Raw genomic sequence first — 25,962 nt, forward strand, 5'->3', positions numbered from 1 at the left:
TCCTCGACATTGCGCGCGAGCTCGAGCTGGCCGAGCTCCTTCAGCCGCGCCGCGTCGGCCGAGAGCGCCGCGAGCGGGGTCTTGAAGCCATGCGCGAGATCCGCGGCACGGCTGCGCGAGCGCAGGATCTCGCGGCTCTGCGCGTCGAGCAGCGCATTGACCTCCTCGACCAGCGGCGCCACCTCGGTCGGCACGTCGCCCGGAAGATGCTGGCGCTTGCCGCTGCGGATTTCCGCTACGCCCCGCCGCAGCACGGCCAGGGGACGCAGGCCGAGACTGACCTGCACCGAGGTGCCGACCGCCAGGATGATGGCGAGCACCGCGAGCGCGATCGACAGATCCTTGGCGAAGGTGCGCACCGCGCTGGTCGCGCCATCGAGGTCGTAGGCGACGGCGGCGCGCACGCGGGTCTGGCTCTCCGGATTCATCACGATGCCGCGCTCGGCGACCAGCACCCGGGCGCCGACGGGGCCGGTCAGCTCGTGCTGATGCACGTCGCTCGGACCTGGCTCGTCGATCGGCAGCGGCAGGATCGTGTCCCACAGCGAGCGCGAGCGCAGCAGCTGGCCGTGATCGTCCGAGATCTGCCAGTACAGGCCGGACAACGGCACCGTGAAACGCGGATCGGCGGGCGGCCGCGCCACCATGATGCGGCCGTCGGCATCGACCTCGAGCCCGTTGAGCAGCTGGCGCAGGTGAATGTCGAGATCTGAGGCCAGCGTGCGCGCGACGTGGCGCTTGAACAGCACGACCATGCCGACACCGGCGACGCCGAGCGCGACGAGAAGGGCGATCGTGCCCGCCGCGACCAGCCGCAGCCGCAGCGAGCCGAGCCTCATTCCACCGTCTCCGGAATCATGTAGCCGAAGCCGCGGCGGGTCTCGATGATGTCGGCGCCGAGCTTCTTGCGCACCCGCCGGATCAGCACCTCCAGCGCGTTGGAATCGTGGTCGTGGCCGAGGCCGTAGACATTCTCCTCGAGCTCGTGCTGCGGCACCACCCGGCCGCTCTGCCGCAGCAGATAGGCGATCAGGCGGTATTCGAGCTGCGACAGCGCCACCGGCACGCCGGACAGGCTGACCTTCATCTGGCGTTCGTCGAGCGTCAGATCGCCGGACGACAGCACCGGCGCCGCATGGCCCGCCGAGCGCCGCACAATCGCGCGCAGCCGCGCCAGCAGCTCCTCGTTGCGGAACGGCTTCGGCAGGTAATCGTCGGCACCGGCATCGATGCCGTCGACCCGCTCGGCCCAGCTCGCGCGCGCCGTGAGGATCAGCACCGGCATGTGCCGGCCCGCGCCGCGCCAGCGCTTCAGCACCGACAGCCCGTCCATGCCGGGCAGGCCGAGATCGAGCACGACGGCGCCGTAATCCTCGGTGTCCCCCAGAAACCAGGCCTGCTCGCCATTGGCGGATGTCTCGACCAGATAGCCGGCCGCCTGCAGCGTCCGCGACAGATCGGACGACAGCCGCGGATCATCCTCGACCAGCAGCACACGCATCACCTTATTCCTCGACTATTTTTCGTCGACCCGCTCGATCTCACCGCTGCGCGCGTCGACATAGACCTCGCGCACGCGGCCGTCGCGGCCGATCACCCGAAACTCATAGCGCCAGCGGCCGCGCTGACGCTCGATGTCGATGCCTGTCACGTCGCCGGCGATGCGGCCGCGCAAGCGCGGCAGGATCTGCGACAGCGGCAGCACATCGCCCGCCTCCACGGCGCGGCGCACCGCGTCGCGGCGCTCGCGATCATCCTCGCGCGCATCCGTGGCCGCGGACGCCGCCGTCGAGATCAGCATCGCCAGTACCGTGATGCGCATGAACGGTCCTATTTGAGGCAAATGCATGATCGTCCTGGGCGTGGCGCCGTGATTGTCGAGGCGAGCGTTCATTCGGTGCACTCGCGGATGCCGAGGTCGGACTGCGGAGCATTCGCAAGAGCTGGGGACGTGAGAGGTAGGGACGTCCTGCAGGTTTTAGTTGGGTCGTCCTATGTCGGAATTGCGCTCGGGTCGATGCGGAATCGGGACTCATACATGTGCCGTATCCTGCCCGAGACAAGCTGACGATTCGCTGACGCGCGGCGACGGCATCTCGTCAGCGCAGCCGCGGCACGATCTGCATCGGATGGTTCACCGATGACCATATCGGATGGGGAGAGTAGCCTTGCGTAAGATCGTGATGTCAGCCGCGATGGTGGTGGGACTCGGCGGTACCGTGGCCCTGGCCAGCGCCGGACCAGCCGCTGCCAGGCCCCTGGCCCAGCCAGACGGATCTGCCCTGGTTCAGCTGGCGGCGCAGCACGCGGCGGAACAAGCGCAGGAGCTGCGCTACGAGCCGAGCAAGCGCGACCGCGAAGGCGACGACGAGGAGCAGGACGAGCCGCGGCACTGACCGGCGGGCCGGACGGGCACCGATCGCACGCCGGGGTCTGAGGCACGATGTCGAATCCACGCGGCGATAGCGACGATGGTTGTCCGCAACGCGGATTGGTTGCGCACATGCCAGAATCTCCTCGCGACGTGATGCGCCGGAGCTATGCCAAGATCTGTCCCTCTCCAAGACAGAGGGCGCAGGGAAGGCCGGGCGTCGGTGAAGGCGCGGGCGACATCTCACCCACGCCTCCGGCCGCTGGCGATCACGTCATCGCAATCGGGCAGCCGTTGCTCCCCGTCGCGCCCTTGATCGGGGACGGGGTGAAGCAATAGACGAACTGATACTTCTTGGCGGCGATCAGCTCGTCGAAGACCAGGTTTTCGTGGTTGTGGATGCCGTGCTTGGTCTGCAGTTCGGCGTGGACCGCGAAGGCGAGTGATTTGTCGGGATTGGGGACGACCTCGACGGCCCAGGTATCGGCTCCGGTCAGCGCGAGATCCTTCTCGATCACCCATTTGGCGGCATCGAGACCGATGCCCGGTTCGCCGCTGTTGAACCGGTCATTGTTCTTCATCCACAACGAGCCCCAGCCGGTGTGGAAGAAGATCGCGTCGCCCGGCTTGATGTCGGCCTCGCTCATGCCTTGCTTCTGCAGGGCGGCCTTGATGTCCGCCGCTGATATCTCCTGCCCGGCGTCCATCATGCCGCCCTTGAGCGCGACCATGTCGACAAGGTGGCCGCGGGTGAACAGCGGCTTCAGCTTCTCCACGCCGAGCTTCTTGAGGCCGTAGGCGTCGCTGATCTCCAGCGCGGTGAAGCCGTTGTAGAATCTCATCTCGCTCTTGTCGCCATCTTTGCCGAGCTGGAGGCCGATGTGGCCGAGGCCGTCGAATTGGGTGCCGGTCTGGCCGATCTCGGTCGAGAGAAACTCGTCATGATAGACCAGCCGGTTGTCGCCGAACGGGCCGCCGGTCGGGCTGCCGGGAATCCGCAAGGCAAACACGCGGGCACCGAACAGCGGCATGGCGCTCTCGTAGACGCGGCCGATCTTGTAGATCTTCCCGTCCTTGATCCATTTGACGGTGTCGAGCACCTTCTCCGGAGTGATGTGATTCGACGCGCCGGCCTCGTCGTCCTTGCCCCATTTCGACGGCCACCACGGCTTATCGGTCCCCTTCGGCATCGGCGCGGTCTGTGCCTGCGCTTCGCTGATCGGCGCCAGTGAGAACTTGCCGTGCATGGAGCCGGCGAGGGCCGCGCCCGCCGCGCCGGCGAGACCTGCCGTGCGTAGTAAGGTGCGGCGATCGGTAGCCGGCCCCTCGCTCCGATCCTGATTGGTCTGCTGACTCCTGACTTCGTTGTCCATCGTCACCTCCCCAGTTGCGCCCATTTGCTGGGCCTTAAAAAAACATTTTCGCCATGCTCCTCCTCCGTTAGTCTAATGTCCAGCGACAAAAACACGACAGTGGTTGGAGACGCCGATGAGTCTGTTCGAGAGCGACAAATCAGCTCAGCGTCTGCCCGTGTCGCTGATCACCGGCTTTCTCGGCAGCGGCAAAACGACGCTCCTCAATCGCCTGCTGCGCCGCGACGAGATGAGCGACAGCGCCGTCATCATCAACGAATACGGCGAGATCTCCCTCGACCATCTCCTGGTCGAACGCGTCGACGGCGAGGTTGCCGTGCTCGCGAGTGGTTGTGTTTGCTGCACAATCCGCAGCGACCTCGAAGAGACGCTGCGCGCGCTGCTGGTGCGGCGCGACCGCGCCGAGGTGCCGCCGTTTCGGCGCATCCTGATCGAGACCACAGGCCTTGCCGATCCTGCGCCGATCCTTCAGCTGCTGTTGAACAATCCGCTCGTCTCGCACTTCGTGCGGCTCGACACCGTCGTGACGACGGTCGACGCCGTCAACGCGGCGCAGCAACTCGACCGTCAGTATGAGGCGGTCAAACAAGTCGCGCTTGCCGATCGGCTACTGATCACCAAATGTGACTTGGTCAACAACGTTGCCGTATTGGAGCAGCGGCTTCGGCGGCTCAATCCCGGCGCCAGGATCGAACGCGTGACCCACGGCGAGATCGATCCTTCTGACCTGTTCGGTGCCGCGCTGATCGATCCCGATAAAAAGCGAATGGACGTTGCGCGCTGGCTCAACGAGCAGGCGTTCACGGATGGCGAGGCTGCTCACGCGCATCGCGTCCATTCCCACGATCATCATCATGCCCATCACGGCCATATCGATCAGGGCCAAGTCGATCAGGGCCAAGTCGATCCGGGCCAAGTCGATCACGACCACGCTCATGAGTCGTCGGTCACGAGCTTCATGCTCGCCTTCGACGAGCCGCTGGATTGGATGACCGTCTCAAACTGGCTTGCTTATCTTCGCCAGGCGCGCGGCGAGGATCTGTTGCGGGTGAAGGGCATCCTCAATCTTCAGGGAGAACCGACACCGGTCGTCGTCCACGGCGTGCACCATGTCTTCCATCCCCCGGTAGCGCTGCCTGTCTGGCCCGACGCCGATCGCCGCTCGCGCATCGTTTTCATCACCCGCGGAATCACGCGGCACGATGTGCTTGCGTTGTGGGAGGCTGGCCGCGCGGCAGCCTAGCCGATCGGCAGCCGTCGCTCGTCTCCTGCAACTTTCCGGGCTAGGCCGGCAGTGCCGCTTCGTACCAGCGCCGCGTCGCCTTGACGATGCGCACCACCGACAGCATCACCGGGACTTCGACGAGAACGCCGACGACCGTCGCCAGCGCCGCCCCTGAGTCCAACCCGAACAGGCTGATCGCGGCGGCGACCGCCAGCTCGAAGAAATTGCTGGCGCCGATCAGCGCGGCCGGCGCGGCGACGCACCATGCGACACCAAGTCGGCGGCTGAGCCAGTAGGCGATGCCGGCGTTCAGATAGACCTGGATCAGGATCGGCACGGCGAGGATCGCGATCACGACCGGCTGCTTCAGGATCTGCTCGCCCTGGAAGCCGAACAGCAGCACCAGCGTTGCCAGCAACGCGAGCAAGGAGACCGGCTGCAGCACGCGCAACGTCCTCGCGAGAGCATCGCCCTTCGCGCGCAACAAGGCCCGGCGCCAAAGCTGCGAGACGATCACGGGAGCCACGATGTACAGCAGCACCGACAGCAGCAGCGTCGTCCACGGCACCGAGATCGAGGCGACGCCGAGCAAGAGACCGACCAGCGGCGCAAACAGAAATACCATGATGACGTCGTTGAGCGCGACCTGGCTCAGCGTGTAGTGCGGCTCGCCGTCGCAGAGGTTGGACCACACGAACACCATGGCTGTGCACGGCGCCGCGGCCAGCAGGATCAGACCGGCGACATAGGACGACAGCTGTGCTGCAGGCAGCATCGGCGCGAACACATGGCCGATGAAGAGGCTGCCGAGCAGAGCCATCGAGAACGGCTTGATCGCCCAGTTCACCAGCAAGGTGACGCCGATGCCGCGCCAATGCTCCTTGACGCCGCCGAGCGCGGCGAAATCGATCTTCAGCAGCATCGGGATGATCATCAGCCAGATCAGGCCCGCGACCGGCAGATTGACCCGGGCGATCTCGGCGGCGGACACGGCGGCGAAGACGCCGGGCATCAAGTGGCCGAGAGCGATGCCGGCGCCGATGCAGAGCAGGACCCAGATCGTCAGGTAGCGCTCGAAAGTCGTCATCGGATCAGGCCACGTCGGAGCGGATGGAGGTCGCGCCCTCGCCGGCCCCGATCTCGCGCAGCCGCGTCACCAGCGAGAGCTGATCGATGCGGTCGAGAGGGAGATTGATGAAGGCGCCGATGCGGTTCTTCAGATAGCGGAAGGCGGTGGTGAATGCCGCCAGCTTCTCCAGCTCGGTGCCTTTCACGGCCGCCGGATCCTCGATGCCCCAATGCGCGGTCATCGGCTGCCCCGGCCAGACCGGACAGGACTCACCGGCCGCATTGTCGCAGACCGTAAAGACGAAATCCATCACCGGCGCGCCTGCGACCGCAAACTCGCTCCAGCTCTTCGAGCGCAGCTCCTCGGTCGGATAGTCCATGCGCCCGAGCAGCTCGACCGCGAGCGGATGCACCGCGCCCTTCGGCGTGCTGCCGGCGGAGAAGGCACGGAAGCGGCCGCCGCCGTCCTTGCGCAGGATCGACTCGGCGAGCACCGAGCGTGCGGAGTTGCCGGTGCAGAGGAACAAAACATTGTAGATGCGATCAGGCACGGCTCTTCTCCTTGCGCTTCGGCGGACAGCAGGGCGTGAGGCTTGCGATGAGGGGCGCGCAGACCTCCGGCCGGCCGCCGCAGCAATCCTGCAGCAGGAACAGCGCCACCTTCTGAAACTCCGCCAGATCAGCCCGATAGACGATCGAGCGGCTGTGCCGCTCGGAGCTGACGAGCCCGGCGCGCGCCAGCACCGACAGATGTGACGACAGCGTGTTCTGCGGCACCTCCAGCAGGCGCGCGAGCTCGCCGGCCGGCAGGCCATCGGGCTCGTGCTGCACCAGGGTCCGAAAGGCCTGCAGCCGTGTCGGCTGGGCCAACGCGGCGAGTGCCAGGACGGCTTGCTCGTTTTCCATATATCGAGAATTACCGATATATGGAGTCGGCGTCAACAAGAATGCCCCAGAAGACGTACCGAGGGGCAATGTGCTCGATCACCCGCCATGTCAGCGCAGACGCAAGCGCGTTCCCTTGATACGCAGTTCGCCGCCCCGTTCCATGCGCGCCAGCGCGCGATAGAGCGCCTCATGGCTGAGGCCGAGCTCGGCGGCCCAGTCCTTCTTCGAGCGGCCGAGCGCGATCTCGCCGCCCTCGCCTTCGGTCTCGATGAAATGCACGATCCGCTCGCGCGCCGTCTTCAGACTGAGCCGCTCCGATTGCGCCCGGACCTTGCGCAGCTCGCGCGCGAGATGATCGCTCCAGGTGTCTCGCATCCCGGGACGCCGCAGCGCCTCGACGAAGGAGGTCCGCTCGATCGCGAGCAGCGTCGAATCCAGCGCGGCCACGGCATCGCAGTGATAGGCCGGCTGATCGAGACTGGCCTCGGCAAGGAAGCCCTGCCGCGCGCGCTGCAGAATGACGTCGTCGCCGGCGCGGGAGCGGCGCAGCAGCCTCACCTCGCCATCGAGCACGAAGAACATCGCCCGCGGCCGATCTCCCCGGTGGAACACAGTGGCGTGGCGAACAACCTCGATGCGCCGGGTCTGCGCCCGAGCGGCCGCCGGCAACGCAGCAAGCAGAGGCGACAGCCGCGTTAGAAGCCGCCAGTCCAACGACGGCGCGGGCGCGCCGCCAGCCGCGAGTGCATCGATGGGAAGCATATGATCAGGATCATATGCTTCGGCGATCATTCCGTCTACTGAAGGCCGCCGCCATCGTTCCGGGAAACAGTTCATGCGCCTGCGTCTCGCCGCCACTGCACTCGCGCTTCTTGCCGCCGCCGGGGTCGCCAGCGCTCAGCACCACGGCCATCACGACCACGGCGGCCATGGGGCTGCGACCACAGACTTGCGCGAACGTGTCGACTTCCCGCCCGGGCTCACCGAGCACACGCTGGCCAACATGCGCGATCATCTGCTGGCGTTGCAGCAGATCAACGACGCCCTTGCCGCCGGCGAGATGGACCAGGCCGGCCGGATCGCCGAGCAGCGTCTCGGCATGACCTCGCTGCGGCTGCACGGCGCGGCGGAGGTCGCCCAGTTCATGCCGCAGGGCATGCAGGACGCCGGCACGGCCATGCACAAGGCCGCGAGCCGCTTCGCCATCGCCGCGCAGGATGCGGGCGTGACCGGCGATCTGAAGCCGGCGCTGAAGGCGCTCGGCGAAACGATGGCGGCCTGCGTCGGCTGCCATGCCGGCTACCGGCTGAAATAGCCGGGGCGGCGCGGCAGCTTCCGGAGATCCCATTCTCCTATATTTCGATTATTTTAGAAATATGGATTGACTCCGTCTGTCCCTCGCGTCATCCTTCTGGCCATGAAATTGGACGATGCCGCCGCCCGCCTGGAAGCCCTTGGCAACACCACGCGCCTGAAGATCTATCGCGCGCTGGTGCGGGCCGGGCATGCCGGGATGCCGGTCGGCAAGCTGCAGGAGCGGCTGAAGATCCCCGCCTCCACCCTGTCCCACCACGTCAAGACGCTGGTGGCGGTCGGGCTGATCTCGCAGCTGCGCGAGGGCACCACGCTGGTCTGCCATGCGGAGTATGATGTGATGCGAAACCTGCTCGGCTTCCTGGTCTCGGAATGCTGCGCCGAAGAGCGCGGCTGCGGCACCGCGAGCACGGCCGCCTGATCATTTGCGTTTTATTTCGATCATTCTAGAAGAATAGGAGTTCTACATGAGTGACGCAAAGACGGTGGCGATCATCGGCGCCGGCCCCGTGGGACTCGCGGCAGCGGCGCATGCGCTGGAGCGGGGCCTCAGGCCAATCGTGCTGGAGGCAGGCGCCGAGGCGGCGCATGCGGTACGGCAGTGGCAGCACGTGCAGCTGTTCTCGCCATGGAAGTACAACATCGACACGGCGGCGGCGCGCCTGCTCGCCACGACCGGGTGGAATTCGCCCGATCCCGAGATCTATCCGACCGGTCGCGAGCTGATCGATCACTATCTCGCGCCGCTCGCGGACCGGACCGCGCTGCGCGACGTCATCAGGACCTCGCATCGCGTCACCGCGATCAGCCGCACGGGCTTCGACAAGGCCAAGTCGAAGGGACGCGCGGCTGCGCCGTTCGAGCTTCGCGTCCGCAACGGCAATGGCGATGCGGTGTTGCAAGCCGATGCGGTGATCGACGTCTCCGGCACCTGGTTCTCGCCCAATCCGGCCGGCGGCAACGGCCTGCCCGCGCTCGGCGAGGCGGAGCATCGAGCACGCATCGCCTATGGCATGCCCGACGTGACGGGCGCACAGCGCAGCCGCTATGCGGGCAAGACCATCGCCGTGCTCGGCGGCGGCCATTCGGCGGTCGGCACGCTCATCGATCTCGCCGCCCTCGCGGAGGACGCGCCGGGCACGCAGGCGATCTGGCTGCTCCGCGCGGAGGATCCCGCCAGATCGTTCGGCGGCGGCAGCGCCGACCAGCTCGCCGCCCGTGGCGAGCTCGGCATGGCCTTCGCCGCATTGGTGCGATCAGGGCGCATCCGCGTCGAGACCGGATTTCACGTCAGCCGCATCGCCGACGACAATGGGCGGCTGGAGATCTTCGCGGGCGGCGATCGACGGATCGGCGTCGACGAGCTGATCGTCGCCACCGGCTTCCGCCCTGATCTCTCAATGCTGTCGGAGCTGCGGCTGCGGCTCGATCCCGCGATCGAGGCCCCGGTGGCTTTGGCGCCGCTGATCGATCCCAACGAGCATTCCTGCGGCACGGTGCGGCCACACGGCGCGCGCGAGCTGGCGCAGGCCGACGAGCCCGGGCTGTACCTGGCGGGCATGAAGAGCTACGGCCGCGCGCCGACCTTCCTGATGATGACAGGCTATGAGCAGGTGCGCTCGATCACTGCCGATATTGCCGGCGACAAGAAGGCGGCCGCGCGCGTCGAGCTGAAGCTGCCGGAGACGGGCGTCTGCACCCGCGGCGGGTTGTCGAGCATTCCTGCCCTGCCTGGCTGCTGTGGCGGACCGGCGCCATCCGGCGTAGACAGTTGTTGCGTCGATGACGTCAAGGCCAAGGCCGCGGGGCGCACAGGCTGCGGCTGCTCCTGACGCGAGAGCGAACGAGAGGTTTTGGGGAATGCAGGCACGACGGCTGGGCGTGGTGATCGCTCTCGGCACCGCCCAGACGCTGGCCTGGGCCTCGAGCTACTATCTGCCGGCGATCCTCGCAGATCCGATCGCCAGGGATCTCGGCCTCTCCAACAACTGGTTCTTCGCCGCCTTCTCCGCCTCGCTGATCATCTCCGGCCTGCTCGGCCCGCGCATCGGCCGGCAGATCGACCGGGTCGGAGGCCGGCAGGTGCTGTGCGCCTCCAACATCGTGCTGGCGGTCGGGCTCGCGCTGCTCGGCCTGTCGCATTCGCTGTGGGTGATGGCGATCGCCTGGCTTTGGCTCGGCGTCGGCATGGGGCTCGGGCTCTATGACGCGGCGTTCGGCGCGCTCGGGCGGATTTACGGCAAGGACGCGCGCGGCGCGATCACCGGGATCACGCTGATCGCAGGCTTTGCCTCGACGGTGGGCTGGCCGCTGAGCACCTGGGGGCTCGCCACGATCGGCTGGCGCGAGACCTGCTTTGCCTGGGCGATCGCGCATCTCGTCATCGGCCTGCCACTCAATCTGTCGCTTCCGCGCGCCACCGCGATCGCGCCCGGCGAGATGCCGGCGGGCAAGCCGAACATCCCGCTCGACCGTCCGATGGTGCTGATCGCGTTCGCGATGGCGGCGGCGTGGACCGTGACGGCGGCGATGGCGGTGCATCTGCCGCGCTTGATGGAGGCGTTCGGCGCGACGCCGGCGCAGGCGCTGTTCGCCGGCATGATGATCGGGCCGGCGCAGGTCGCCGCGCGGGTGTTCGAGGCCGGCTTCCTCAGCCGCTTCCACCCGCTCGCCTCGGCGCGGCTCGCCTGCATCACCCACCCGATCGGCGCCTTGACCATCGGCCTGTTCGGCGGCGGCGCGGCCGCGGCCTTTGCGCTGCTGCACGGCTCCGGCAATGGCATCCTGACGATCGCCCGGGGCACGCTGCCGCTCGCGATCTTCGGCCCGACCAACTACGCCTACCGGCTCGGCCTGATCGGCGCGCCGTCGCGGATCTGCCAGGCGTTTGCGCCGCTGCTGTTCGGCCTGCTTATCGACGCGCTCGGCCGCGGCGTATTGATCGTGTCGGCGAGCCTCAGCCTCTCGGCGCTCACCGCCCTGCTGCTGCTGTCGGCCAGCCGCGCCGCGAGCACGGTCGCGGGCAGCGCGTCGGACAAAGCCGCCTGAGCGACGGCCTGGGTAGGATTTTCTTAACCAGCTTTTCGGCGTCCGCCGGCCGCTCGAGCGCAGCCGCACTCCCTGGAGGCAGCCATATACGGAAAGTTGAAGGTTGGGCTGAACGATGCTCCGTGGTCATACGGGGGGCACTCACGGGCACGATGGCATTGCAGCGAAAACACATGCTTCGTGCCGGAGCTGTCGCCGCCTGCGTCGGGGTGTTCCTGGCCGGCGCCGACCTCGCCGTGACCGCGCTGATTGGCAACCAGACCGCGCGGCAGATCAGCGAGCTCAGCAAGGTCGCGCTGCGCCGGTCCGAGGCCGCCATCGACTCGGCCGGGGCGATCCTGAATCGTCTCATCGCCAAGGGACCGATGGACTGCAGCGCCATCGCGCTGCAGGCCCTGCGGCTGAGCGTCTATCAGGGCACCATCATCAAGGACATCCGCACCGTCGACCGCGAGGGAACGGTGAAGTGCGCCGCCTATTCCGAGACGCTCGAGTTCGACAATGGCTGGGCGCAGCGCCACGAGATGTATCAATCGGCCGACGGCCAGCTGCGCTTGTTCCGGGTCGAGCAGTTCACCGGCGCGGCCTTCGGCGTGATGCACGACATCGACGCGCATCAATCGCTCGCGGCCATCCTGCGCATCGACGGCAACCTGCTCGACGTGATGCCGGTCGGCCTGCGCGGTGAGAGCCACGTGACATTGACCCTGCCCGACGGCGAGCAGGTGGCCGGCTATCATCCCTATGCGTCGTCGAGGCCGCCGGCCGAGACGGTCGCGTTCACCACGGCGTCCGACCGCTATCCGCTGCAGGCCACGATCCATGTCCGGCCGCAAAGCCTGAGTGCACGCAGCGAGACCGCCTATCTGCTGACCATGCTCGCCGCCGGCCTGCTGGGCGGCGCCTTCGGTCTGCTGCTGGCGAGCTATCTGAGCCGGCCGGTGGATCCGGTCGCCGAGCTCGACCGCGCGCTGGCGGCAAACGAGTTCAAGCCCTATGTGCAGCCGACCTTCCGCTTGAGGACCGGCGAGATCGTCGGCTGCGAGATTCTGGCACGCTGGGAAAAGCCCGATGGCCGGCTGGTGCCGCCGATGAGCTTCATCCCGCTTGCCGAAAGCTCGGGCCGGATCGAGAAGCTGACCTGGCTGCTGCTCAGGAACGCATTGCGCGAGCTGCAGCCTGAGATGAGGCAGGACAAGCTGTTCAAGCTGTCGGTCAACATCACGCCGCGCCATCTGCTCGGCGACGGCTTCATCGAGGATCTGCGCAAGGTGGTGGCGTCCTCGTCGGTGTCGACGCGGCAGGTCGTGCTCGAGGTCACCGAGCGCGAGGAGCTCGCCGACCTGACGAAGGCCACCGACGTCGTGAAGGAGCTCAGCGAGCTCGGCTTCCGCATCGCGCTCGACGACGTCGGCATCGGCCACAGCGGACTGTCCTATATCCAGCGGCTCGGCGCGCGCATCCTGAAGATCGACAAGTTCTTCGTCGACGCGATCACCCGCGACCAGTCCGCCGTGGTCGTGGTGCAGATGCTGGTCGCGCTGGCCCGCGAGCTCGACATGGCGGTGGTCGCCGAGGGCATCGAGCATCAGGCTCAGGTCGATGCGCTGATCGCCTGCGGGGTCGAGGAAGGCCAGGGCTATCTGGTGGCGCCGCCGCTGTCGCTCGACCGCTTCAAGCAGTTCCTCGACGTGCACCGCGCCGCGGCGCCTGCCCGGCACACGGCGAAGCCAGAGCTGGCGGCCTGAGCGCTGATCTCACTGCCGCGTCATCTGACCGCGGATCTCGCCGCCCGGATTGGCCTGGGTGTGGACATTGGCGTACCATTTGCCGGCGAGCAGATCCGCCGCCTGCGCCTCGGTGAGCGCGGCCGCTCCGGTGATCGGCGGCTCCGGGCTCTTGAACGGCAGCACGATGCCGGCGTTCTTGCCGGGCTCGCTGGGGCCGTGAAAATGCGCGCCGATCGGCGGCCCGCTCAGGCCCGAGAAATTGATCTTCCAGGTCAGCGTCTTGGATGCGGTGTCGTAGCTCGCTTCGGCGGTGCCGGTGGCGGGGCTCGCATTCGGCGGCACTTCGTTGGCGGCCTTGAGCTCGGATTTCAAGATGATGGTCTCGGCATGAGCTTGTGACACAGCGAGAGCCAAGGCGAGCAGCGCCAAGCCAACCGTCCGATGCATGGTTTCCCCCCAATGGTTTTCCGCAGTCTGGAGTCTGAGGACCCCGCAGGCAAGTCGATATTCCAGCGTAGCCGGTAAGTGGCCGGCTTGATTGAACTCTCGCCTCCCGTATGCCAAACAGGACAGAACGAAACAGTTTCAATAGCGCGACGAGAGCGATGGCGGATCGGATGGCGGCTTCCAAGACGGCGCGCGGCAAGGTCGGGCGCCCTCCGCTCGAGCGCGCCGGCGAGGTCGAGGAGCGCATCCTGGATGCCGCCAAAACCGTGTTCCTGGCCCACGGCTTCGAAGGGGCGAGCGTCGACGAGATCGCGCAGACGGCGCGCGCCGGCAAGCCGACGATCTATGCGCGCTTCCCCAGCAAGGCGGCGCTGTTCGCGGCGGTGATCGGCCGCCACGCCGGGCGCAACACTCAATATGAGAACCTGGCGCCGCAGGGACGCACCTTCCGCGCCCGGCTGATCAGTCTCGGACAGACCTTGATCGAGCGCTCCTGCGTGGACGAGACCATCGGCCTGATGCGCACCGCGATCGCCGAGAACCCGCGCTTTCCCGAACTGACGCTGGAAATCCAGGACAGCGCGCGCAAGCGCGCGACTGCCAACGTCGCCCATGCCATCAGCGAGCTGGCGCGCGCGGAAGGGCTTGCCGGCAAGGCCGCCTTTGCGGCCGACCGGATCGAGGAGACCGCGCGGATCTTCCTCGACATCGTCGTGTTCGCGATGCTGATCAGGATCCTGCTCGGCGAGGATATGCGCACGCTGAAGAAGGAAGCGCAGGCGCATGTCGAGAAGCGCGTCGACTTCTTCCTTGCCGCGACGACGTGACGACGGCGCACGCGCCCCCCTACTTCTCTGCCCCCTTCGCCTTCAGCTCCGGAAAGATCGTCTCGTCCTGCAGGATCACGTCGGCCGTGCGCTGGTCGTGCGCCGTCAGCAGCGCGACCGCGCCCTCGACGTCCGCGTTCAGCACCGCGGTGACGATCGCGGCGTGCTCGTCGCCGACGGCGCGTGACCAGGCGGTGTCACGGCGCCATTGCGATCGGCAATCGTGGGGAGAGCACGGCGGCGCCTTTGCCCACTCGACGCAGTTTTCCTCAATGCGCCATCGCTGCGCCGCCGCCGAGCTTGACCTTGCGCAGGGTCAGCGCCAGCGGGATCGCTGCGAGCGAGATCAGCATCAGGGCCCAGTAGACGTCGACATAGGCGAGCAGCGAGGACTGCATCTGCACGGTCTGGCCGATCCAGGCGAGCGCCTGCTGCTTCGCCTGCACCATCGAGCTGCCGTGGGACGTGAAGTAGTTGGTCACCTGCTGCAGCGTGTCCTGATAGGCCGGATTGGACGGGATCGCATTCTCGACCAGCCGCGACTGGTGAAACTGCGCCCGGTGCGCCAGGATGTTGGCCGCGAGCGACACGCCGATCGAGCCGCCGGTGTTGCGCGCGGCGTTGATCAGCGCCGAGGCCTGGTCGGTCCTTTCCGGCGGAATGCCGTTGTAGGAGGCGGTGGTGATCGAGAGGAAGATCAGCGGCAGGCCGATGCCGATCAGCATGCGGGATTCGGCGAAGAACCAGAAATCGACATTGGCGTAGACCCGCGTCAGGTCGTACATCGCGAACGCCACGACGGCGGCGCCCGTCATGATCATGTATTTCGGCTGCACCCTGCCCGAGAGCCGTCCGACCACGAACATCATGCCCATGGTGACGAGGCCGCCCGGCGACAGCACGAGTCCGGCCCAGGTGGCGGTGTAGCCGAAATCCTGCTGCACCATCTGCGGCAGCATCTGCGTGGTGCCGAGCAGGATCGCGCCGGTCGCCAGCATCACCAGGAAGCAGGCGCCGAACTGGCGCGAGGCCAGCATGCGGACGTCGACGGTCGGGTTCTTCTGGTTCATCTCCCAGGGGATCATGGCGATGAACGCCGAAACGCACACGGCGGCGGTGATCATGATGAAGCGCGAATCGAACCAGTCGTCCTCCAGGCCACGGTCGAGCATCAGCTCGAGCGCGCCAAGGAACGTTGCCACCAGCACGAAGCCGACGACGTCGAAGCCATGCGCCTGCTTGCGCCGCTCCTCGGTGACAGCCTGCGGCTCCTTGAGGATCAGCCAGATCAACAGCATCGCGGCGAGGCCGACGGGACCGTTGATCAGGAAGCACCAGTGCCAGGAGACGTTGTCGGAGAGATAGCCGCCGAGCGTCGGACCGACCACCGGCGCGACGACGACGGCGACGCCGAACAGCGCGAACGCCTGGCCGCGCTTTTCCGGCGGGAAGGAGTCCGCCAGGATCGATTGCGCCACCGGCACCATGCCGCCGCCGCCGAGGCCCTGCATGACGCGGAACAGCAGCAGCACCTGCAGGTTCCAGGCGAAGCCGCACAGCACCGAGCTCACCGTGAACAGACCGAGGCACATGATGAAGAAGGCCTTGCGGCCGAAGCGCTTGGCGAGATAGCTCGACGCGGTCAGGATGATGGCGTTGGAGACGAGATAGGTCGTCACCACCCAGGAGGATTCATCCTGGCTGACGCCCATGCCGCCGGCGATATAGGGCAGCGCGACGTTGGCGATGGTGGTGTCGAGCACCTCCATGAAGGTCGCGAGCGCGACCAGCACCGCGATGATCCACGGACTGCCGGCGCGCGGCGCGGAGAGAGCAGCAGCCTCGCTCATCGCATGCGCCTTCTCACAACACGGCCTTCAGGCGCTCGTAGAGCGACGGCTTGGGATCGACGCGCACCTTCGGCACCACCGACATGCCCGGGCCGAGCGCGACGTCCGTCGGCGGATCGTCCATCTCGATCTTCACCGGCACGCGCTGCACGATCTTGACGTAGTTGCCGGTCGCGTTCTGCGGCGGCAGCAGCGAGAACGCCGGGCCCGAGCCCGACTGCACGCTGGCGACATGGCCGCGGATCTCGCGCTCCGGATAGGCATCGATCTCCAAGGTCACCGGCTGCCCGGGACGCATCTGGTCGAGCTGGGTTTCCTTGAAGTTGGCCGTGACCCAGACCTCATCGGGGACGAACATCGACAGCGCCGTGCCTTGGGCGGCGAACTGGCCGTCGGCGGCGCTGAGATTGACGACGCGGCCGGGCTGCGCCGCCGTGACAGTGGTGTAGGACAGGTTGAGCTGCGCCTGATCGCGCTGCGCCTGTGCCTGGGCGAGATTGGCGTCGGCGCTCTCGCGCTGCGCCTTCAATGACTCCAGTTGCCGCTGCGCGACCTGCAGATTGGCCTGCGCCGAGGCCAGCGCGGCCTTCGCCTGCTGGAGTTGCGACGTATATTGCTGCTCGCTCTGCACCGTGCCCGAGCCGGTGCGGGCGAGCTGCTGGTAACGGTCGGCCTGTTGCTGGGCGAAGGTCAGCGCCGCCTGGGCCTGCTCGACCTGGGCCTGGCCCGCGGTGATCTGCGCCTGCTGGACCGCGATCTGGGCATCGAAATTATGGATCGCCGCCTCCGCCGACCTCACCTGCGCCTCGGCCTGCGCCAGCGCCGTCTTGTAGTCGCGGTCGTCGATGCGCGCGATCACGTCGCCGGCCTTGACGTGCTGGTTGTCAGTCACCGGAACCGCGGTGATGTAGCCGGACACTTTCGGCGCGATCGAGAACTGGCGGGCGGCGATGAAGGCGTCGTCGGTGCTCTCGAAATGGCTGGCCGCGTCGTAATAGACGTAGCCCCCGGCGGCGGCCGCCAGCAGCACGACCAGCCCGACCGCCGCGCCCACGGGGTGCCGCCGCAGCAGGCCGCGACGGGGCTTTTCGCCCTGCTCGCTTCGTTCGTCCGGAGAGGGAGCCTTCTGATCCGGCTCTTGCGTCTCCCGGTCGGCCTCGCGGCGGAGCTCCTTCACGGCATCGCCACGCCATTGCTTCAGCGCGCGCTCGCGCGCCGGCACGGCCTGATCGGCGGGTCTGGAGGGGGGCGTGGACCCGGTGGTGGACGACGACTGCACGGCCATGCGGCGCTCCGAAAAGAACGATACTGTTTCGTTCTAAAATAGGCAAGGGATCTGAACAGGCAAGCCCGGACCCCCGCTTCCGGATCGATAACTTTTCGTGAGCGGCACCTAAAATTTCCGTCATCCAATCGGAGGCACGACCACCCCGCTGTGATGACGACGAGCGGCCTCAGCGCGCGGGTTGCGGACCAGCCATGCGCGCCACGAGCGTCAGCACCGCCACGATGGGCGGGATGACGAAGCACCAGCTGCCCAGCTGCACGAACAGCAGCGCCGCCGCGCCGCAGCCGAGCGCGAAGGCGGCGACGTTGACCGCCATCTGCAGTAGCCGTCCCAGCGGCGGCGCCTGGCCCTTGTCGCCGACATAGATCCTGTCGGCGATGTCGATCATCACCTGCGTCGTCGTGCCGGTCATCAGCGTCGAGGGCGGCGCGGTGGGCAGATGAATGCGATGCACGGCGTTCTGGATGGCCATCGCCGCGACCAGCACCATGCCGGTGAGGATCGCCTCGCGGCTGTCGCCATTGTGGAACGGGCCGAAATGGATGGCGAGCGCAGCGCCGAGGATCAGCAGCACCAGCTTGACGCCGATCAGGATCTCGAAGGCACGCGACCATCGGCGCGACAGCAGCGTGCCGGTCAGCCGCGTCGCGATCACGACAACGCAGAACACCGGCAGCGCCAGCAGCTTGGCGATGGCCCCGGAGGTGCCGAGCGCCAGCGCCGCGCCGAACGTCACGAAGTTGCCGGTGACATGCGCGGTGAACAGGCCCTGCAGCGCCAGGAAGCCGGCGGTGTCGACATAGCCGGCATTGACGCTGAGCAGCAGCGGGACGATGCGCTGATCGGTGGTCGCCATGGGATCCTGCCTTCGTTGGTCAGAGCGCGTATTTCAGCTCGATGCCGATGTAGTTCGAACCGTGTCCGCCGGCCCGGCGCAGCGTCTCGCCGATCGCATAGTGCACCGCCTCGACCGCGCCGGTAAGGTTGGCGTTGAAACGGTAGTCGGCGCGCAGCTGTGCATAGACGCCGGACCACGGGTTGCCCTGCCCGGCCGTCCCAGTCACCGCGACATTGGGCTGGACGTAGATCGCGTCCGCAATCGTCGCGCGCCATTGCAGGCCGATCGCGGCCATGATGGACAGCGCGTCCGTCGGCTTCACGGTCAGCGACGGCTTGAGATGGATCAGGTTGGTGTAGCCGGTGAAGCCGGCCAGCGTGAAATAGTAGCCGTTCGGAAACAGCGGATTGAACGTCTCGATCCTGTCGTCGCCGCGATGGCGGTCGCCGGAGGCGCCGTCGAACTGCAGGCCGATGCGCGGCTGCCAGGTGACATCCACGAAGGTGTAGCCGGCGCGGGCGCCGGCGCCCCAGGCGCGGATCTGCTTCGATCCCACCGAGCCCGCCTGCCCCATCGCCTCGAGATCCCAGTCGAAGCCGGCGAGCTTGCCGGCGAAGCGGAGGTCGAGCACGTGGCGCTGCTCGAGGCCGGCAGCATCGAGGAAGCGCGCATTGTCGCGCTGAAAGTAGGAGTAATAGGAGGACAGCTCGTTGGTGCCGAGCACCTGCCGTTCGACGCGGAAGGTGTGGAACAGGAACTTGCCGTTCGACGTGTCGTCGAACGGGCGCACCAGATTGTACTGCACCGGCTGGCTGACGAAACCGATGAAGCGCCAGGGACCGCTCTCCCAATCGCCCCAGATCGCATCGAAGGATTGCCGCACATTCGGCCCGTCGCGCGACGAGACGAAACGCTGCAGGTCGAAGTCGAAATCCTGCCGGCCGATGCGGGCCTTGAAGGTGCCCTGTCCGGTCGCATTGACGTAAGCCAGGAAGGCGAGCCGGAGATCGAGCGGATTCTGGTCGACCGCGGTGATGGTGGCCTTGCCGAAGGCTCTGGCGTCCTCGAGCTGGACGAACGCCTGCCAATGCTCGTCGAAATGCGCGTCGGCGTGGATCTGCAGCCGCTGCAGGACGTGCTGATCCGGTCTGGCACCGCCGATGCCGAAGCCCGCCGCATCCAGGCTCTCGAACCGTTCGCGCAGGGTCATGCCGAACGAGACGTAGCTCCGCGGCACGCCGGGCTGCAGCGGGATGTATTTGATCGGATCGAACGGCTCCGTGCGCAACGCCGGATTGGCGAGGACGGACCAGTCCTCCTGCCAGCGATTGGTGCGGATGGCGGGACGACTGTCCTCGGCGGCCGCCGCGCCGCAGGACGTGGCAACCAGTGCAGCAGCCGCCGTCCTCGTCAGTGCCTGAACGATCCGCACGCGCTTTCCCATCGGCTCGTGCGCCTACTTTACCACCGCGTGGATCTCCGCGACATAGCCGCCGGGAAACTGCACCAGCACCTGCTCACGCCTGTCGGAGGTGAACGGCTCGACCAGCACCGTCGCGCCGGCGCCCTTGGCCTTGTCGAGCGTGGCCTTGAGATCGGCGACCTCGTAACCGGTCATCTCGCGGCCGAACGGATATGGCAGATGGCCGTCGGTGACGAGCACGGTCATGCGGCCGAACGCCGACTCGATGCGGATGCGCCGGTAGTGATCGTTCGGACGGCCGATCTCGACGCCCGGTGCCTTGGCGTCATCCGAGAGAACCTTGCCATGTGAGAAGCGCAAGAAGGCGCGCGTGAAGGCTTCGGCGCGATCGGGCGAGACGTAGACGCGGTTGTCGGGGACGGTCTGGAACGCGGCGTAGGACGGCTTGGTCGTGTGCCAGTACAGCTGCATGTTCACGCCGCCCGGCCACTGAACCACCGCATCGCGGCCGATCGGATCGGGGAACGGCGCCACCACCACGTCCGCGCCGGCGGCCTTGGCCGCCTTGATCGCGGCGGCCATGTCGGTGACGAGATAGCCGGTGCGCTCGGCGCCGAACGGATACGGGATGCCGGTCTTGAAGCCGAAAAGCGACACCGTGCCGACCGGCGTCTGCAACAGCTGCGAGGTCGTGCTGCTCGGCGTCGGCGTTACCGTCGCCACGACCTGCTTCGTGCTCTGGCCGCCGAAGGTGGCAAGGAAGCTCGCGACGAACCGCTCGACATCGTCGGGCGCGACATAGACATGCGTCGTATCGTATTGCGCACCGACGCCAACGGGTGGCGTGGTGTCCTTGGCGAGTGCGGGGACGGCGAGCAGCGTGGTGGCGACGAGTGCGCCGAGCAGATGGCGGGAGCGAAGCATGACAACCTCAGACAAAGAGCGGATCAGGCGCGCCGCGCGCGCCAGGACATGACGGAGACCAGCACCAGCCCTGCGATCAGGCCGAGATGCTCGAAGAAGGAATTCAGCGCCATGAAGCGGTCGTGGCCGTCCATGCGCCAGAAGTCATTGGCGGTGAGCATGGCGACGAAGGTGAGCACACCGAGCGCACCGGCGGCGAGCCAGACGAGGCGATTGACCACGACGAGCACCGAGCCGATCAGCTCGACAGCGATCGCCGCGACCGCCCATAGCTCCGCCGGCTGCAGGCCGAAATGGGCCTGCTCGGCAACCGCGGCGGGGAAGTCGGTGAGCTTCTGGACGCCACCGATCAGATAGGCCGAGACCAGCGCGAGCCGTGCCACGTGCCCGAGCCAGGGATGGCTGAGCACCGCAGCGATCGGCCGTGGCGTGTCGGAAAGCGCGGCCATCACACCGCCCAGCAGGCGCAGCCGAGCGCGCCCCAGAAGCTCTTGAGATCGGATACCGGCAGTCGGCTCGACCAGGAGCGCGCGTGGTCGTGACCGTGCACGCCGCAAGCGTTGGCGCAGCCGCACATCTGCATCGCCCGCGCGCGCGCCGCGCCGGTATCATCCTTTGCAAGCCACGCACCATAGCCGCCGAAGCGGCGCACTGGCGACCACACGGGCATGGCCGGCGGTGGTTCGGCGTCGTCGAGCGTCTTGAAGTCGGATGCCGCGTAGACGACGCGGCCGCCGACCATCGTCAGGTGACTGGTGATGTCGGCGATCTCGGCCTCGGCGCAGGCGAAGAAGTCGCGATCCGGCACGATCAGGTCGGCGAACTGGCCGACTTCGATGCGGCCTTTCCTGCCCTCTTCGTTGGAGAACCAGGTGACGTTCTCGGTCCACATGCGCAGCGCGGTCTCGCGATCGAGGCAGTTGCGCTGGGGGGTGAGGCGAAGACCGCCCACCGTGCGGCCAGTCACGAGCCACGACAGCGAGACCCAGGGGTTGTAGGACGCCACGCGCGTCGCGTCGGTGCCGGCGGAGACCTTGACGCCCTTGTCGAGGATCTTCTTCACCGGCGGGGTCGCCTCGGCCGCGCCAAAACCGTAGCGCTCGACGAAGTACTCGCCCTGATACGCCATGCGGTGCTGCACGGCGATGCCGCCGCCGAGCGCGGCGACGCGGTCGATCGACCGGTCCGAGATCGTCTCGGCGTGGTCGAAGAACCAGTTGATGCCCCCGAGCGATGTATCCTGGTTGACTTTCTCGAACACGTCGAGCGCGCGCGAGATGGTCTCGTCATAGGTCGCGTGCAGCCGCCACGGCCATTTGTTCTGCACGAGAATGCGCACGACCTCCTCGAGCTCGCCTTCCATTTCGGCCGGCATGTCCGGCCGCGGCACGCGGAAATCCTCGAAATCGGCGGCCGAGAACACCAGCATCTCGCCGGCGCCGTTGTGACGGAAATAGTCGTTGCCCTGCTTGTAGGACGAGCTCTGCGTCCAGCGCAGGAAGTCGTCCTTCTCGCCCTTCGGCTTCTGCGTGAACAGATTGTAGGCGAGCCGGATGGTGAGCTGGCCCTCATCCGACAGCTTCTGGATCACGGCATAATCATCCGGATAGTTCTGGAAGCCGCCGCCGGCATCGATCGCACCGGTGACGCCGAGCCGGTTCAGCTCGCGCATGAAGTGGCGTGTCGAGTTGAGCTGGTAGTCGAACGGCAGTTTCGGTCCCTTGGCGAGCGTCGCGTAGAGGATGGCCGCATTCGGCTTGGCGAGCAGCAATCCGGTCGGATTGCCGTGAGCATCACGCATGATCTCGCCGCCGGGCGGCTGCGGCGTGTCCTTGTCATAGCCTACGGCGCGCAGCGCGGCGCCGTTCAGGATCGCACGATCATACAGATGCAGCAGGAACACCGGCGTATCCGGCGCCACCGCATTGAGCTCGTCGATCGTCGGCAGCCGCTTCTCGGCGAACTGATGCTCGGTGAACCCGCCAACCACGCGCACCCATTGCGGCGGCGGGGTGATCGCGACCTGCGCCTTCAGCATCGCCATCGCGTCGGCAAGCGAGCGCACGCCGTCCCAGCGCAGCTCCATGTTGAAGTTGAGCCCGCCCCGGATGATGTGGAGATGATTGTCGATCAAGCCCGGCAGCACGCGGCGGCCCTTGAGATCGATCAGTTTCGTCTCAGGGCCGGCGAGCTTCATGACGTCGTGCTCGCGGCCGACCGCCGTGAACACGCCGTCCTTGATCGCGACCGCATTCGCCTGCGGATTGGAGCGGTCGAGCGTCGTGAACAGGCCGCGATGCAGGATGAGATCGGGGTGGTCGCTCATGAGGCCTTCTCGTCTGGCGCAGGAGTGTTCGTGGTCTCCGCCCGGCCGTGGTGGCCGGGCAGCAGGCCGAAGATGTGCGTGGCGCAGGCCGCCTTCTGCCAGGCGGCGGCGATGCTGCTGCCGGTCAGAAGCTGCCTGCCCACGGGAATCACCTGCTCTCCGACGAGGATGCCGAGCAGGCCGACCAACGCCACCAGAGGCGGCGCGGGCGAGCGGACCTGAAGCAGGCTGTAGATCACTCCGACCAGCAGCCCTGCCCCGAGCGAGAGCAGATAGATCTTCATCGGACGCCTCAGGCCGCCTTCGTGCCGCCCTCGGAGGCGTGCTCGCCGAGCGCCCATTTCGAGAAGCGGATCTGGATGCCGTAGGGCGAATGCGCCTTGAGGATCTCCATCATGCCGTCATAGGTCTCGGCGCGCGCCCAGTCCTGCTGCAACTCGAACGCGAACTGGCACGAGGTGATCGGCACCGCGCCGGCCTGCACCGCGCGATCCATCGCGCGGTTGTGCGCCTCGAGCGACAGATCGCCGCAGGCATCGGCCGGGATGTAGATCTCATAGCCCTCGCGCAGCATGTCGAGCGTCGGGAACAGCACGCAGGCCTCGGTCCACAGTCCCGCGATGATGAACTTCTTGCGGCCGGTCGCGGCGACCTGCTTGCGGAAGCCGGCGTCGAGCCAGGAGTTCATCGCCGTGCGGTCAACGATGTCGTGCTCGGGAAACAGCTCGGTCACTTCCGGCATGAACGGGCCGGAGAACGAATCCTTGGCGACCGTGGTGAGCACGGTCGGCAACTTGAACAGCTTGGCCGCCTTGGCGACGATCTGGATGTTGTTGAACACGCCGAGACGGTCGTGCGACTGCACGCCCTGATACATGGCGGGCTGATAGTCGATCAGCGCCACCGCGCAGTTCTGCGGCGTGAGCATTTCGAGCTTGGACATGAGGATCTCCGTGACAGATGTGTGAAGCGAGCGCCGTCAGCCCTTGATGAAGGCCAAGAGGTCGGCGTTGATGGTCGCGGCCTCGGTGGTCGGCATGCCGTGCGGAAAACCCTTGTAGGTCTTGAGCGTGCCGTTCTTGAGCAGCTTGGCCGACAGTGGCGCGGAGTCGGCGTAAGGCACGATCTGGTCGTCCTCGCTGTGCATCACCAGCACCGGCAGCGAGAGCTTCTTCAGGTCCTCAGTGAAGTCGGTCTGCGAGAACGCGACCACGCCGTCATAATGCGCCTTCGCGCTGCCCATCATGCCCTGCCGCCACCAGTTCTGGATGACAGCCTCGGACGGCTTCGCGCCGGGCTTGTTGAAGCCGTAGAACGGACCGGCCGCGACGTCGCGATAGAATTCCGAGCGCCGGGTCGCGACCTGGGTCTGGAACTCGTCGAACACCGATTTCGGCAGGCCGCCGGGATTTGCAGCGGTCTGCACCATCAAGGGCGGCACCGCGGCGATGATCGCGGCCTTCGCCGCGCGGCCCTCGCCATGACGCGCGAGGTAGTGCACGACCTCGCCGCCACCGGTGGAATGGCCGACATGCACGGCGTTCTTGAGGTCGAGATCCGCGGTGAGCGCCGCGAGGTCGTCAGCATAATGGTCCATGTCGTGGCCGTCGGAGACCTGGGCCGAGCGGCCATGGCCGCGGCGGTCATGGGCAATGACGCGGAAGCCGTGATTGAGGAAGAACATCATCTGCGCATCCCAATCATCCGACGACAGCGGCCAGCCATGGCTGAACACGATCGGCTGACCGGAGCCCCAATCCTTGTAGTAAATCTCTGTGCCGTCATTGGTTTTCAGAACGGGCATGATTTTTCTCCTCGGCCTGGGTGACGCGGTCGCACGACGAATTTCGTATCGCGATCGCCAATGTCAGGTGCTATGCAGTCTCATGTGCACCTGCACAATGATCCGAGGATGCCAAAGCACTGGCTCCGGAAGGCCAAGGGTAAGCCAAGGGTAAGCCGAGGGGATGGCGCAGCAGCTTCGATCGACATCGTCAGCCTGGATGCGCGGCGTCGCGAGCACGTTTAATGAGCAAGGCCTCGATGCGGCCGCGCTGTTCGCCGAGGTCGGCCTGTCCATCACGGATCTCGAGGACTGCGATCGCCGCTGGCCCACGGAGGCATTGAGCCGCTTGTGGGTGCTGGCGGCCGAACGCTCGGGCAATCCCGATATCGGCCTCGTCAATGTCGCCGCCCCACGCCCTCACAATTACGGCGTCGCCGGCTACGCCATGATGTCGAGCCCCGATCTGCAGACCGGGCTGACGCGGCTGATCCGCTACATGTGTCTCGTCAGCGACGCCGTCGCGATCACGCTGGAGGACGGCCAGGGCGGCCGCTGGGTGCGCACCGACGTCTATGGCGGCGAATGCCCGATCCCGCGGCAGCGCTACGACTACGGCATCATCAATTTGCTCAATCTGTGCCGCTGGATGCTCGATCGTCCGCTGACGCCGCTCGCTGCGCGCTTCTCGCATGCCGTGCCGCTGTCGATCGCGGCCTACAACAGGGCGTTCCAGTCACCGCTTGAATTCGATGCGCCCTTCAACGGCTTCCTGGTGTCGCATGAGGATCTCGCCTGCAAGCTGACGACCGCGGCGCCCGAGCTGATGCCGATCCACGATCGAATCGCTGACGAGGCGCTGGAGCGGCTGGTCAAGACCGACACGGCGCATCGCGCGCGCGTCGCGATCGCCAAGCTGCTGCCCGACGGCAGCCCGCTGCGCTCGGCCATCGCGGCCGCGCTGGGCCTGAGCGATCGCACCTTTCAGCGAAGGCTCGCCGACGAGGGCATCTCGTTCAGCGATCTCGTCGACGACACCAGGCGCGAACTCGCCCAGGGTCACCTCGCCGATCCCCGCATGACGCTCACCGACATCGGCTATCTGCTCGGCTACGCCGATCAGAGCACGTTCTTCCGCGCCTCGAACCGCTGGTTCGGCGAATCGCCGGGCGAATATCGGGCGCGCATCAGCAACGGTCATCCGCGCGAGATCGAAGCCGCCCATCAGAAGTGAGCGGC

At 66.8% G+C, this 25,962-nt stretch carries 29 protein-coding genes; 9 read left to right on the plus strand and 20 right to left on the minus strand.

The window, feature by feature from the left end; genetic code table 11:
* The 3 genes from BRAO375_RS31175 to BRAO375_RS31185 form a co-directional block, all read right to left on the minus strand.
* A partial coding sequence (locus BRAO375_RS31175; RefSeq protein WP_035643174.1) for a hypothetical protein occupies positions 1-839 on the minus strand: 839 nt, incomplete at its 3' end.
* Positions 836-1,501: a response regulator transcription factor gene (locus tag BRAO375_RS31180; RefSeq protein WP_009031416.1), complete on the minus strand. Its 666-nt coding sequence runs from the start codon at positions 1,499-1,501 to the stop codon at positions 836-838. The genes BRAO375_RS31180 and BRAO375_RS31175, both read right to left, overlap by 4 nt.
* A 15-nt stretch (positions 1,502-1,516) precedes the next feature.
* On the minus strand, positions 1,517-1,822 hold the full coding sequence (locus tag BRAO375_RS31185; protein WP_009031417.1) for a PepSY domain-containing protein: 306 nt from the start codon (positions 1,820-1,822) through the stop codon (positions 1,517-1,519).
* 346 nt (positions 1,823-2,168) lie between these two features.
* Between BRAO375_RS31185 and BRAO375_RS31190 the strand changes: the two genes are divergently transcribed.
* Positions 2,169-2,396, plus strand: coding sequence for a hypothetical protein (locus tag BRAO375_RS31190; protein ID WP_009031418.1), 228 nt, complete (start codon positions 2,169-2,171; stop codon positions 2,394-2,396).
* A gap of 244 nt (positions 2,397-2,640) precedes the next feature.
* Here the strand turns inward: BRAO375_RS31190 and BRAO375_RS31195 are convergent, their stop codons facing one another.
* Complete coding sequence (locus tag BRAO375_RS31195; RefSeq protein ID WP_009031419.1) at positions 2,641-3,744, minus strand: cyclase family protein; 1,104 nt, start codon at positions 3,742-3,744, stop codon at positions 2,641-2,643.
* A gap of 157 nt (positions 3,745-3,901) precedes the next feature.
* Here BRAO375_RS31195 and BRAO375_RS31200 point away from each other — a divergent pair, with 157 nt between their 5' ends.
* The gene (locus BRAO375_RS31200) at positions 3,902-4,987 is read left to right on the plus strand and encodes a CobW family GTP-binding protein (RefSeq protein WP_244423380.1); all 1,086 of its coding nucleotides are present in this window, start codon (positions 3,902-3,904) and stop codon (positions 4,985-4,987) included.
* Between the two features lie 40 nt (positions 4,988-5,027).
* Here BRAO375_RS31200 and arsB read toward each other — a convergent pair whose 3' ends face one another.
* From arsB to BRAO375_RS31220, 4 genes are all read right to left on the minus strand, one after another.
* On the minus strand, positions 5,028-6,056 hold the full coding sequence (gene arsB / locus BRAO375_RS31205) for an ACR3 family arsenite efflux transporter (RefSeq protein WP_009031421.1): 1,029 nt from the start codon (positions 6,054-6,056) through the stop codon (positions 5,028-5,030).
* Positions 6,057-6,060: 4 nt separating this feature from the next.
* Entirely contained in the window at positions 6,061-6,588 is a 528-nt protein-coding gene (locus BRAO375_RS31210) for an arsenate reductase ArsC (RefSeq protein WP_009031422.1), read from the minus strand.
* Complete coding sequence (locus BRAO375_RS31215) at positions 6,581-6,943, minus strand: ArsR/SmtB family transcription factor (RefSeq protein ID WP_009031423.1); 363 nt, start codon at positions 6,941-6,943, stop codon at positions 6,581-6,583. Before BRAO375_RS31215 ends, BRAO375_RS31210 begins: the two co-directional genes overlap by 8 nt.
* 90 nt (positions 6,944-7,033) lie before the next feature.
* The gene (locus tag BRAO375_RS31220; RefSeq protein ID WP_035643181.1) at positions 7,034-7,687 is read right to left on the minus strand and encodes a Crp/Fnr family transcriptional regulator; all 654 of its coding nucleotides are present in this window, start codon (positions 7,685-7,687) and stop codon (positions 7,034-7,036) included.
* A 73-nt stretch (positions 7,688-7,760) separates the two neighbouring features.
* Between BRAO375_RS31220 and BRAO375_RS31225 the strand changes: the two genes are divergently transcribed.
* The 5 genes from BRAO375_RS31225 to BRAO375_RS31245 all read left to right on the plus strand — a co-directional run bounded on the left by BRAO375_RS31225 (position 7,761) and on the right by BRAO375_RS31245 (position 13,035).
* Positions 7,761-8,240: a hypothetical protein gene (locus tag BRAO375_RS31225; protein ID WP_009031425.1), complete on the plus strand. Its 480-nt coding sequence runs from the start codon at positions 7,761-7,763 to the stop codon at positions 8,238-8,240.
* Between the two features lie 102 nt (positions 8,241-8,342).
* A complete protein-coding gene (locus BRAO375_RS31230; protein WP_009031426.1) occupies positions 8,343-8,660 on the plus strand; it encodes an ArsR/SmtB family transcription factor in 318 nt (105 codons plus the stop codon).
* Between the two features lie 46 nt (positions 8,661-8,706).
* Positions 8,707-10,071, plus strand: a complete 1,365-nt coding sequence (locus BRAO375_RS31235; protein ID WP_009031427.1) for an NAD(P)-binding domain-containing protein — start codon at positions 8,707-8,709, stop codon at positions 10,069-10,071.
* Between the two features lie 28 nt (positions 10,072-10,099).
* Positions 10,100-11,287, plus strand: a complete 1,188-nt coding sequence (locus BRAO375_RS31240) for an MFS transporter (protein ID WP_009031428.1) — start codon at positions 10,100-10,102, stop codon at positions 11,285-11,287.
* A gap of 173 nt (positions 11,288-11,460) precedes the next feature.
* Positions 11,461-13,035 carry an EAL domain-containing protein gene (locus BRAO375_RS31245; RefSeq protein ID WP_009031429.1) on the plus strand — a complete coding sequence of 525 codons (1,575 nt, stop codon included), beginning with the start codon at positions 11,461-11,463 and terminating at the stop codon, positions 13,033-13,035.
* Positions 13,036-13,044: 9 nt separating this feature from the next.
* On the opposite strand, the gene BRAO375_RS31250 is transcribed toward BRAO375_RS31245, so the two are convergent.
* Positions 13,045-13,464 (minus strand): CHRD domain-containing protein, encoded by a 420-nt coding sequence (locus tag BRAO375_RS31250; RefSeq protein WP_009031430.1) that lies wholly within the window; start codon positions 13,462-13,464, stop codon positions 13,045-13,047.
* 170 nt (positions 13,465-13,634) lie between these two features.
* Here BRAO375_RS31250 and BRAO375_RS31255 point away from each other — a divergent pair, with 170 nt between their 5' ends.
* Entirely contained in the window at positions 13,635-14,291 is a 657-nt protein-coding gene (locus BRAO375_RS31255) for a TetR/AcrR family transcriptional regulator (RefSeq protein WP_009031431.1), read from the plus strand.
* Positions 14,292-14,310: 19 nt separating this feature from the next.
* Here BRAO375_RS31255 and BRAO375_RS36745 read toward each other — a convergent pair whose 3' ends face one another.
* The 11 genes from BRAO375_RS36745 to BRAO375_RS31305 form a co-directional block, all read right to left on the minus strand.
* A complete protein-coding gene (locus tag BRAO375_RS36745) occupies positions 14,311-14,436 on the minus strand; it encodes a hypothetical protein (protein ID WP_009031432.1) in 126 nt (41 codons plus the stop codon).
* Positions 14,437-14,560: 124 nt separating this feature from the next.
* The gene (locus BRAO375_RS31260; protein ID WP_009031433.1) at positions 14,561-16,141 is read right to left on the minus strand and encodes a DHA2 family efflux MFS transporter permease subunit; all 1,581 of its coding nucleotides are present in this window, start codon (positions 16,139-16,141) and stop codon (positions 14,561-14,563) included.
* Positions 16,142-16,154: 13 nt separating this feature from the next.
* Complete coding sequence (locus BRAO375_RS31265; RefSeq protein ID WP_009031434.1) at positions 16,155-17,426, minus strand: HlyD family secretion protein; 1,272 nt, start codon at positions 17,424-17,426, stop codon at positions 16,155-16,157.
* Between the two features lie 169 nt (positions 17,427-17,595).
* Positions 17,596-18,285, minus strand: coding sequence for a YoaK family protein (locus tag BRAO375_RS31270; RefSeq protein ID WP_009031435.1), 690 nt, complete (start codon positions 18,283-18,285; stop codon positions 17,596-17,598).
* 19 nt (positions 18,286-18,304) lie between these two features.
* The gene (locus BRAO375_RS31275; RefSeq protein ID WP_009031436.1) at positions 18,305-19,711 is read right to left on the minus strand and encodes an alginate export family protein; all 1,407 of its coding nucleotides are present in this window, start codon (positions 19,709-19,711) and stop codon (positions 18,305-18,307) included.
* 12 nt (positions 19,712-19,723) lie between these two features.
* Positions 19,724-20,614, minus strand: a complete 891-nt coding sequence (locus BRAO375_RS31280; protein ID WP_009031437.1) for a glyoxalase — start codon at positions 20,612-20,614, stop codon at positions 19,724-19,726.
* Positions 20,615-20,637: 23 nt separating this feature from the next.
* Positions 20,638-21,063, minus strand: coding sequence for a DoxX family protein (locus BRAO375_RS31285; RefSeq protein WP_009031438.1), 426 nt, complete (start codon positions 21,061-21,063; stop codon positions 20,638-20,640).
* On the minus strand, positions 21,063-22,940 hold the full coding sequence (locus BRAO375_RS31290; RefSeq protein ID WP_009031439.1) for an amidohydrolase: 1,878 nt from the start codon (positions 22,938-22,940) through the stop codon (positions 21,063-21,065). Before BRAO375_RS31290 ends, BRAO375_RS31285 begins: the two co-directional genes overlap by 1 nt.
* A complete protein-coding gene (locus tag BRAO375_RS31295; protein WP_009031440.1) occupies positions 22,937-23,224 on the minus strand; it encodes a XapX domain-containing protein in 288 nt (95 codons plus the stop codon). The genes BRAO375_RS31290 and BRAO375_RS31295 overlap by 4 nt, the downstream gene beginning before the upstream one ends.
* A gap of 8 nt (positions 23,225-23,232) precedes the next feature.
* A complete protein-coding gene (locus BRAO375_RS31300) occupies positions 23,233-23,883 on the minus strand; it encodes a hydrolase (protein WP_009031441.1) in 651 nt (216 codons plus the stop codon).
* Positions 23,884-23,919: 36 nt separating this feature from the next.
* The gene (locus BRAO375_RS31305; RefSeq protein WP_009031442.1) at positions 23,920-24,744 is read right to left on the minus strand and encodes an alpha/beta fold hydrolase; all 825 of its coding nucleotides are present in this window, start codon (positions 24,742-24,744) and stop codon (positions 23,920-23,922) included.
* 163 nt (positions 24,745-24,907) lie between these two features.
* Between BRAO375_RS31305 and BRAO375_RS31310 the strand changes: the two genes are divergently transcribed.
* Positions 24,908-25,957: an AraC family transcriptional regulator gene (locus tag BRAO375_RS31310; protein WP_009031443.1), complete on the plus strand. Its 1,050-nt coding sequence runs from the start codon at positions 24,908-24,910 to the stop codon at positions 25,955-25,957.
* Positions 25,958-25,962: the final 5 nt, after the last annotated feature.

Source organism: Bradyrhizobium sp. ORS 375 (assembly GCF_000239775.1).
Lineage (GTDB): Bacteria > Pseudomonadota > Alphaproteobacteria > Rhizobiales > Xanthobacteraceae > Bradyrhizobium.